At 59.8% G+C, this 9,454-nt stretch carries 8 protein-coding genes (1 of these 8 cut by a window edge); 2 read left to right on the top strand and 6 right to left on the bottom strand.

Annotated elements, in window-relative coordinates; translation table 11 throughout:
* Positions 1–301, top strand: the end of a protein-coding gene (locus tag IOD40_RS12875; RefSeq protein WP_325099730.1) for a M23 family metallopeptidase. The gene continues 1,706 nt to the left of window position 1, outside the view; the window shows 301 of its 2,007 coding nt (coding positions 1,707–2,007); its start codon lies off the left edge, out of view; its stop codon occupies positions 299–301.
* Between the two features lie 76 nt (positions 302–377).
* Here the strand turns inward: IOD40_RS12875 and IOD40_RS12870 are convergent, their stop codons facing one another.
* Both IOD40_RS12870 and IOD40_RS12865 read right to left on the bottom strand, forming a co-directional pair.
* Positions 378–1,790 (bottom strand): L,D-transpeptidase, encoded by a 1,413-nt coding sequence (locus IOD40_RS12870; protein WP_198476949.1) that lies wholly within the window; start codon positions 1,788–1,790, stop codon positions 378–380.
* Positions 1,791–1,880: 90 nt separating this feature from the next.
* The gene (locus IOD40_RS12865) at positions 1,881–3,170 is read right to left on the bottom strand and encodes a flavin-dependent oxidoreductase (RefSeq protein ID WP_198476948.1); all 1,290 of its coding nucleotides are present in this window, start codon (positions 3,168–3,170) and stop codon (positions 1,881–1,883) included.
* A 148-nt stretch (positions 3,171–3,318) separates the two neighbouring features.
* Between IOD40_RS12865 and IOD40_RS12860 the strand changes: the two genes are divergently transcribed.
* Positions 3,319–3,996: a spermidine synthase gene (locus IOD40_RS12860; protein WP_198476947.1), complete on the top strand. Its 678-nt coding sequence runs from the start codon at positions 3,319–3,321 to the stop codon at positions 3,994–3,996.
* An 8-nt stretch (positions 3,997–4,004) separates the two neighbouring features.
* Here IOD40_RS12860 and IOD40_RS12855 read toward each other — a convergent pair whose 3' ends face one another.
* From IOD40_RS12855 to prmC, 4 genes are all read right to left on the bottom strand, one after another.
* On the bottom strand, positions 4,005–4,577 hold the full coding sequence (locus tag IOD40_RS12855) for a putative glycolipid-binding domain-containing protein (RefSeq protein ID WP_210336889.1): 573 nt from the start codon (positions 4,575–4,577) through the stop codon (positions 4,005–4,007).
* A 52-nt stretch (positions 4,578–4,629) separates the two neighbouring features.
* Positions 4,630–7,242 carry an ATP-dependent chaperone ClpB gene (clpB, locus tag IOD40_RS12850; RefSeq protein ID WP_198476945.1) on the bottom strand — a complete coding sequence of 871 codons (2,613 nt, stop codon included), beginning with the start codon at positions 7,240–7,242 and terminating at the stop codon, positions 4,630–4,632.
* 288 nt (positions 7,243–7,530) lie between these two features.
* Positions 7,531–8,280 (bottom strand): DUF4167 domain-containing protein, encoded by a 750-nt coding sequence (locus tag IOD40_RS12845; protein WP_198476944.1) that lies wholly within the window; start codon positions 8,278–8,280, stop codon positions 7,531–7,533.
* A 301-nt stretch (positions 8,281–8,581) separates the two neighbouring features.
* A complete protein-coding gene (gene prmC, locus IOD40_RS12840; protein WP_198476943.1) occupies positions 8,582–9,454 on the bottom strand; it encodes a peptide chain release factor N(5)-glutamine methyltransferase in 873 nt (290 codons plus the stop codon).

Genomic DNA, 9,454 nt, shown 5'->3' with positions numbered 1-9,454 from the left:
ATCATCATACAATCACCAAAGTGCCTTCGCGGAAGGGGTCGCAGAAGGTGCGAAGGTCCGGCAAGGGCAAGTGATCGGCTATGTCGGCTCGACCGGTCTTTCAACCGGCAACCATCTTCATTACGAACTGATCGTCAATGGGACGAAGGTTGACCCGATGCGTGTTCGCCTCCCCAACGAGAAAGCGCTGAAGGGCGATCAACTCGAGGCGTTCATCAAGGAACGGGAGCGGATCGATGAACTGCTGCGCGACCAGGACGAGTTGCCGTTGAAGATGGCAAGTGCGCGCGTCGAGAAATAAAGCCCTCAGTCTCGAGCGCAAATCGCCTGGCCAGAGCGCATTGAAGCGCTCTTCTTAACCCGCAGCCACATCAATCCTAATCAACGAATTCGACGGTGACACCGGGCGAGACCATTTTCGCCAGTTCCTCTGCATCCCAGTTGGTCAGGCGGATACAGCCATTCGAATTGGTCTTGCCAATCTTTTCAGGTTCGGGCGATCCGTGAATACCATAGGTTGGCTTTGACAGCGCAATCCACACCGTACCGACTGGCCCGTTTGGCCCCGGCGGGATCGACAGCACCCTGGTGTTGTTGCCCTGCTGGAAATTAATCTTGGGATTGTAGGTGTACATCGGATTGAGCGCGATGCGCTCCACCGTGTGCGTCCCCGATGGGGACGGCGTTGCCGTGGAACCGATCGTCGAGGGATAGACTGCGATCAGCTTTCCACCTTCGTCATAGACCCGCAATTGCTTGCGGCTCTTGTCGGCAACGATCCGCGACACCTTTCCGGTCAACGGCTTTGCAACATTCGGCACGCGGACGATCGAGCCCGGCCGATTGAAGTCGATACCTGGATTGATGGACGCGAGATATTTCTGATCGACATGAAAGCGCTCGCTCAGCATCTCCACCACGGAGACATAGCCGAGCCGGTCCATTTTTGCCTTTTCGCCATAATCGCTTGGGATCGACGCCACGAACGGTCCAGCAACATCTTCCTGCGTTATCTCGTAGGTTATAAACGGATCTCCGCCGGTAGCCGCGAGCTTTTCATCGATATATGCAGTGTCATAGGTCCGGAGGGTCTCTCCCGTCAGATCCCGGTACGCCTCAATCGCCTTGTTTACATTGTCACCGATTCTTCCATCGATCACGCCGGGCGATGCACCGACCCGATCCAGCAGAATCTGGATTTTGGCGATTTCCTCGGTCGCCCCACCGCGGCCGATCTGAGGCGTCTGCGTCACATCAGGGATCGCACGCGGCTGTTCTTCGATAATGGGCTGGTCCGGCGGCAAAAGGGAGGGGTCATTCGGCATCGCCGCGATCGAAGGATCCTCGAGCGGCCGCCGTTCGACGGAGCCCGGGCGAGGCTCATTCAGATCCGGATAGGGAGCGGGCGCATCATAGGGTGGCAATTCCTCCCGCGCGTACCCATCATCCGGATAACGGAATTCATCCTCGTAGCCTTCATTAATATAGCCGTCATCGCGATAATCCGGCTCAGCGGGATAACGACGATAATCGTCATAAGGATCGCTGTAGCGATCTCGGCGGCCAAGCTGCTCGCGCCTTGCCTGACCCCTATCCCACGAACGATCATCGCGAGGCGAGGCCCTGCCCCCTGGCTCGCGAATTGCCACGACCTCGCCTGTATAGACGTCGAGCAGAACCTCGCGTCCATATTGGTCATAAAAAACCTCGACCTGACGGCTTTGCGCAGCGGCGTCTATCGCAACGCTCGCCAGAAGTGCTGAAAACAGAGGTATCAGTCGTGCCGTCATTCCTGGTCCCGATCAATGCGTGGAGGCGCTCCTTGGAACGCCACACTGTCGCATGCAACATGAACGAGACATGAAAATGGCAGAGATCGCCTAGGAAACTCTTATCCGCGTCCCTGCTCCGATGGTCGCTGGCGATGCGTTGAGTTTCTCAACCGCGAACCCCGCAGCGGCCTTGTATCCCGCCATGAAATCAGCGCGCTCCTGCGCAGACACTACGGCGTCAATGTCATCGAAGGTTCCTCCGCAACGCTCATCGACGAGGTTGAGGAGGCCGAAAGGACCCGCGCCACGATTTCGCAGGACGATCTGCGACACCGTCTCACAGAATTCTGCATCGTAAGCCGCCAGGGCTTCACGCGTCAGGCCGTGTCGAACGAAGGAAGCAGCGAGGAACCGGCCATCAACGATAGCCTGACTGGCTCCGTTAGAACCCGTCGGGTACATCGGGTGCGCCGCGTCACCGATCAAAACGACGCTGCCATCGTGCCAGGTCGATACAGGATCGCGGTCGATCATCGGGTTTTCGTAGGCGATTTCCGCCCCGCGGAGCAGGGCTGGGATATCCAGCCAGTCATAAGTCCACCCGTCGAAATGATGCGCGAAGCTGTCGATCTCGACCGGCTTGAACCAGCCGCTGTTCGTCCATCCTTCCGACGGATCGATTGTCACTTCAGCAATCCAGTTGATCGTCGCGAGGCCGGTTTCCGGGTCGGGCTGCGAAATCGGATAGAAGACAAAGCGGTGCTGGTGTGTACCGAGACCGACAAACGAAGCGCCAGTGCGGATTGGCCCACTCTGGCTCGTGCCGCGCCACATGATCGCGCCACCCCAATGGATCGGCGGCTGATCTGGATGCATCTGCGCACGGACCGCCGAATGCAGTCCATCCGCGCCGATGAGAAGGCGCCCTGTCTCTTCCGACACCGCGCCATCTGGATTTTCGATCAGCGCCGTAACGGTGTCATCGTCGTTGTTGCGGTAGCCGGTAACCCGGGCGCCGAAACGCACGACGCCCTCGCCCACACGTTCGACCAGCTTGCGATAGAGCATCATCTGCAATTCACCGCGGTGAACCGAATATTGCGGCCACTTGTAACCGGCCAGAAGTCCACGTGGCTCAGAGTAGATGTCGTTGCCATTCAGCCCAACCAGCGCCCACTCGCGCGTCGGCATGCCGATCGCGTCAAGGTCAGCCTCGGTAATGCCGAGATCGAAAAGCTCGCGCACGGCGTTTGGCTGCAGGTTGATGCCGACGCCGAGGGGCTTCAACTCGCGCACCGATTCGAACACGACGCACGGGACGCCGATCTGGTGCAAAGTCAGAGCAAGTGAAAGGCCGCCGATGCCGCCGCCGGCGATGAGAACTGGATTTACGGACATGTCTTCTCCCCGAGATGGCCCGTCTCTAGAGGATTTTCTGCCGAAGGGAAACGCCAGAGCTTAACGGGGAACAATTCCATCTGCCGATTTCGCGCCGAACGTTTATAAGGCTCAACTCAATCGTCGTTCGAACAACCGGGCTGCCGCTATGATTCCTTGGGTCCATCTAGACACCGCCGCCGTTCCGGGCGGAACGACTCAGCTGCGCCTCAAGCAGCGAGGCGACGAATTTTCGATCATGCTCGGCACCAATGAGCTGATGAACAGCCGGTTGAGCGGATCGGAACAGGCGCTCGCAGACCTTGCCGCCGAGCGGATCGGCGCACGCAAGAAACCGCGCATCCTCATCGGCGGACTTGGCATGGGCTTCACGCTGCGCGCCGCGCTCGCAAGCTTCAAGAACGACGCCGAAATCGTTGTCGCCGAACTCGTGCCTGAAGTGGTCGCCTGGGCGCGCGGCCCCCTCGCCGAGGTATTCAAGGGGAGCCTCGATGATCCGCGCGTCAGGATCGTCATCGACGATGTCGGCAGGCTGATCGCCTCGAGCAAGGCCGCATATGACGCGATCCTGCTCGACGTCGACAATGGACCGGAGGGTCTGAGCCGTGAAGAGAACGACGAGCTCTATGAACTGAAGGGGCTACACGAAGCCAAGGCTGCGCTGAAGCCCGGCGGCATTCTTTCGGTCTGGTCGTCCGGCCCAAGTCCGCTTTTCACCCGCCGCCTCGGCCGCGCTGGCTTCAAGGCTGAGGAAATCCCCGTCCGCGCCAGCACCAAGAAGCGCGGTGCAAAACACATGATCTGGATCGCGACGAAAGCGGAATAGCTCAGCGTTCAGCTGCACCTGACTTGCTCGAACAGGCCCTCATAGGTGACGACAAAGCCGTCGCGATCGACGCGCAAATCGGCCTCGAAGCCGAGAGCGGTGGCGAGGTCGACATAGCGCACGACATCGCCTGACTTGCGGATATATCGCTGCCGCGACGCCACCGACGACAGGCTTTGCGCGTCGACATAAATGACGTCGAAGGTAAGTTCATCGCCGGGATTAGCGCCGAGCTGTCTTATCGCCAGCGTGTTGCAAAACGGCGTAGCAGAGATATCGACGTCGTGAACGTGGTCGAGATCAGGCCGGCGGAGGCCATCAATCAGCCAGCCAACTGCAGTGCGCTCGATAAGAAGATGTCGGGCGATCCCTTCGCCGAGATGCTTCAGTTCAAGGCTCTTGGTCCGCCATCGAGCGTCCAGCCGCCAGTCGTAATCGAGCCGGAAGCCAGCACCTTCAGTGCTCAGGATGGTCGAGGTGGCGCGCACGCCGTCATCGGTCACGGACAGATCGAGCTTCTCCAACCCCTGAAGGTCGAGACGACGCCAAAAGACTGTCCTCAAGTCGCTGATGAAAGTCACCTCTGAAGCAAAACGTCACCCCGCCCGAAAGGGAGGGGTGACGTGGAGATGTTTACTCAGCCGCTTCGGCCTCAGCACCCGCCGAGCGCGGCTTGGACCGGAAGGTCAGCCGATCGGAACCGGCCGAAATCTTCACCGTCGATCCATCGAGCACGTCGCCCATCAGGATCTTTTCGGCGAGCGGGTCCTGCAGCTCCTTCTGGATCACGCGCTTCAGTGGGCGCGCACCATAGGCGGGGTCGTAACCCTTGTTGGCAAGCCACTCGACGGCATCGTTGTCGAGGTCGAGCGTGATCTTGCGATCGGCCAGGAGCTTTTCGAGCCGCGACAGCTGGATCTCGACGATCTGGCCCATGTCCTGACGGCGCAGGCGGTGGAACAGGATCACCTCGTCGACGCGGTTGAGGAATTCGGGACGGAACGAGGACTTCACCACGCCCATCACTTCGTCACGCACCTTGTCGACATCCTCGTTCTCACCAAGCGCGACGAGATATTCGGCGCCAAGGTTCGACGTCATGATGATCAGCGTGTTGCGGAAGTCGACCGTGCGACCCTGACCATCCGTCAAGCGGCCATCATCCAGCACCTGCAACAGCACGTTGAAGACATCCGGATGCGCCTTTTCAATCTCGTCGAACAGGATCACCTGATACGGACGGCGACGAACGGCTTCCGTCAGCGCGCCACCTTCCTCGTAGCCCACGTAACCTGGAGGTGCGCCGATCAGGCGAGCCACGGAGTGCTTCTCCATGAACTCGGACATGTCGATACGCACCATCGCAGTGTCGTCATCGAAGAGGAACGACGCCAGCGCCTTGGTCAGTTCGGTCTTGCCGACGCCGGTCGGTCCAAGAAACATGAACGAGCCAAGCGGCCGGTTCGGGTCCTGCAGACCTGCACGCGCACGGCGAACTGCCTTCGACACAGCCTGAACCGCTTCGCCCTGCCCGACAACACGCTTGGCGATCTCGTCTTCCATGCGCAAAAGCTTCTCGCGCTCACCTTCCAGCATCTTGTCGACCGGAATGCCGGTCCAACGCGAAATTATGTGCGCGATATGCTGCGGCGTCACGGTCTCTTCGACCATGCTGCCGGCGACATCCTGCTGCTCAGCTTCCGCCAGCTTCTTTTCGAGTTCCGGAATGCGGCCATAGGCAAGCTCACCAGCCTTGGCGAATTCACCCTTGCGCTGCGCAATGGCAAGTTCGTTGCGGGCATCGTCGAGCTGCTTCTTGAGGTCAGCCGCAAGGCCAAGCTTCGACTTTTCCGCCTGCCACTTGGCCGTCAGCGTCGCCGATTCTTCCTCAATCTCGGACAGCTCCTTCTCAAGCCGCACCAGACGGTCTTTCGACGCCTCGTCGGTCTCGACCTTCAGCGCTTCACGCTCGATCTTCAGCTGCATGATGCGGCGGTCGAGTTCGTCGAGCTCCTCCGGCTTCGAATCGACCTGCATACGGAGACGCGAAGCGGATTCGTCAACGAGGTCGATCGCCTTGTCTGGCAGGAAGCGGTCGGTGATGTAGCGGTTCGACAGGGTCGCAGCCGACACCAGCGCCGAGTCCGAGATGCGCACCTTGTGGTGCTGCTCGTACTTTTCCTTGATGCCGCGCAGGATCGAGATCGTGTCCTCAACCGTCGGCTCTTCAACAAAGACCGGCTGGAAGCGGCGTGCGAGTGCAGCGTCCTTCTCAATATACTTGCGGTACTCATCAAGCGTGGTTGCGCCAACGCAGTGCAGCTCGCCGCGCGCCAATGCCGGCTTCAGAAGGTTCGATGCATCCATCGCACCTTCCGACTTGCCCGCGCCCACCAGCGTGTGCATCTCGTCGATAAAGAGGATGATGCCACCTTCCGCTGCCGTCACTTCCGACAGCACCGACTTCAGGCGCTCCTCGAATTCACCACGATACTTCGCACCGGCAATCAGCGAGCCCATGTCGAGCGCCATCAAGGTCTTGTCCTTGAGCGACTCCGGCACGTCACCGTTGATGATCCGCAGCGCGAGGCCTTCCGCGATCGCGGTCTTGCCGACGCCCGGCTCACCGATCAGCACCGGGTTGTTCTTGGTGCGACGCGACAGAACCTGGATCGTGCGACGGATCTCGTCATCACGGCCAATCACCGGGTCAAGCTTGCCTGAACGTGCGTCAGCCGTCAGGTCGCGGGCATATTTCTTCAGCGCGTCATAAGCCTGCTCAGCCGAAGCCGAGTCCGCCGTGCGGCCCTTGCGGATTTCTTCGATGACGCGGTTGAGCGCTGTCGCCGTCACGCCAGCCTTGGTCAAGATTTCCGCCGACTTTGCCGACTTCTCGACGGCAAGAGCGGTCAAAAGGCGCTCGACCGTGACGAAGGAATCGCCAGCCTTCTTGGCAAGTTCTTCAGCGGTCGCAAAAACCTTGGCGAGCGGCTGCGACAGGTAGAGCTGGCCATTGCCACCCTCGACCTTCGGCAACGCTTCCAGTGCAGCTTCAACACCAAGGCGCACGTCCTTCGAGCGGCCACCGGCGCGGTCGATCAGCGAGGAAGCAAACCCTTCCTCGTCATCGATCAGCACCTTGAGGATGTGCTCGGGCGTAAACTGCTGGTGGTTGCGCGAGAGCGCCATCGTCTGGGCAGACTGAATGAAACCCCGAACGCGCTCGGAATACTTTTCAATGTTCATCAATGTCTCCGTTCCCTCCCCGGCCCGCATTGCAGCACCGGATCAGTTCCAAGGTGACGGGTCCCCAGACGTTTGAAACGCCTTCTCGGCAGACCCCGTTGAGGGGGATATGGGCATCCCTCACGACCCACTCAAGAGCGCGTGAGCTTGAGAAGATGAACTTTTATCGGGCCCAACAGCCGGTCTGCTACCGAGGGCCGGAATGAGGGAGACGACAGCAGGGCTTGTCTGAAGCCAGACGCAAAAACGGCGGGACCTGCCCGCCGTTCTTTAAGAATATCAGTAGTCCTACTGAGCGGCTTCCGTCACTGGATCGTCGCTCGGCTGCGGCGCGTCTTCCCCGCCTTCTTCCGACGACTTCAGGCGTGGGCGGCGGGTGCGACGCGGGCGACGTGCCGGCACCTCGCCCTCATCCGCTCCTTCCGCCTCACCTTCCGGAGCGGCCTGGGCAACCTGCTGCTCGCCTTCGTCCTTCGTAGCCTCGCTCTCGGTTGTCCGAGCCGCGACGGAGCGTGTGCGACGACCTTCCGATCTCGGAGCTGGAGGAGCTTCAACCTCAGAGGCCTCGGTTAGCGCGACTTCAGCCGGCGTACCCTCAATTACAGGCTGCGGACCACTGCCATCGCGTGGCTGGCGACGCTGACGCTGCTGGTTCTGCTCGCCCTGATCAGCGGAAACTGTCTGCTGCTGGTTGTTCAGGCCGTTGTCATCGCCATCTTCATCCCCATCTTCATCATCGCGCATATCCCGAACCGGAGGCTGGGGCATCTGCGCCATCGCTGCCATGATGATGCGGTTGTAATGCTCTGCGTGCTGCAGGTAATTCTCGGCCATCACGCGATCACCAGCGCTCTGTGCGTCCCTGGCAAGCGTGGTGTACTTTTCGGCGATCTGCTGCGCTGAACCGCGGATCTTCACATCCGGCCCGTTGCTCTCATAGCTACGCGTTAGCGGATTCGGACCCTTGCGGTTCTGATTGTTGCCGTTGTTGTTGCTGCCGCCGCGCCCGCGCATGCGCCTATTCTGCTGTGGCCTCATTCTGGTCTCTCTTTTGAGGATGCCATGTCCGCTCAGACGGAATCGCCGCCTGCCTAGCGTCCTATATTGGCGGTCAGCCGCTGGAAACGGGCTATCGCCACGTAATTCCTGTCCCGTTCATGTACTTTCCGGACGTTCCCCGCACGACGGTCAAGCGCAATCGCTTATGCAAGAAGGCAGTCTGTTAATGCTGTTCACTGGGAACCGAATCGATAACGGCACTGCCTGCCTCGTCCCATCCGGTGCCCGGAAACTAGCGGCAATATCTGATCTTGCCAAGCGCTTTTTTCACTAGTGCACTCTACCGTTTGTGCAGGAATGCAAGGGATCGGCGATGTCCGCCAAAATCGGTTGCGTCTGCATCAAGCGCGAACCCGTTAGCGGCGAAAATCATCTCGACTGCTTCAGGCTGATCGTAGCCGACCTCAACCAATACAACGCCATCGTCGTGTAAATGTTCCGCTGCCTTTTCCGCGATGGCTCGATACGCAACGAGCCCGTCTTTTCCACCATCAAGTGCGTCAATCGGGTCGAAGTACCTGACCTCAGGCTGCAACGAAATGATCCCATCAGTTGGAATGTAAGGCGGGTTCGAGACGATCACGTCAAAGCGCTGATCTTTCACTCCCTCAAAATAGTCAGACAGGAGTGGCTCGAAACGGTCCGCGACCCCATTCATATCTGCATTGGCTGCGGCGGTTGCAAGAGCGTCTTGAGAAATATCGATCGCAACAGCGTGAGCACGTTGCTCGACATGAAGCAGGCTTATCGCGATGGCCCCAGTGCCTGTTCCTATATCAAGTATGAACGCCTTTCCACGACGCTCCGCGACTTCTCGCACATACGGTATTGCGAGCTCCACCAACGATTCGGTGTCCGGGCGCGGCTCCAATGTCTCGGCGGAAAGCTTCAGCTTCAAGCCGTAGAACTCTCGGTGGCCGATAATCCGGTGCACCGGCTCATTCGCCATTCTACGCTCGACAGCTGCCCGTACGGCATCCAACTGCGCTGGCGTCACCGCACGTTCCGGGTCGAGCACCGCATCGGTGCGGGTCGTGCTGGTGAAGTGCTCGACGATCAATCGGGCATCGAGCGCGGCCTCGCTCTTTCCAGCCCGCTCCAATTCGGCGCGAACATGGCGAATAAGGGCGGCCAGCGCTGGCTGCGGCGACAT

Origin of the sequence: Aquamicrobium zhengzhouense (assembly GCF_016124105.1) — a bacterium.
In the GTDB taxonomy this organism is placed as follows: Bacteria; Pseudomonadota; Alphaproteobacteria; order Rhizobiales; family Rhizobiaceae; genus Aerobium; species Aerobium zhengzhouense.
This window is presented reverse-complemented; position numbering and strand designations above follow the sequence as displayed.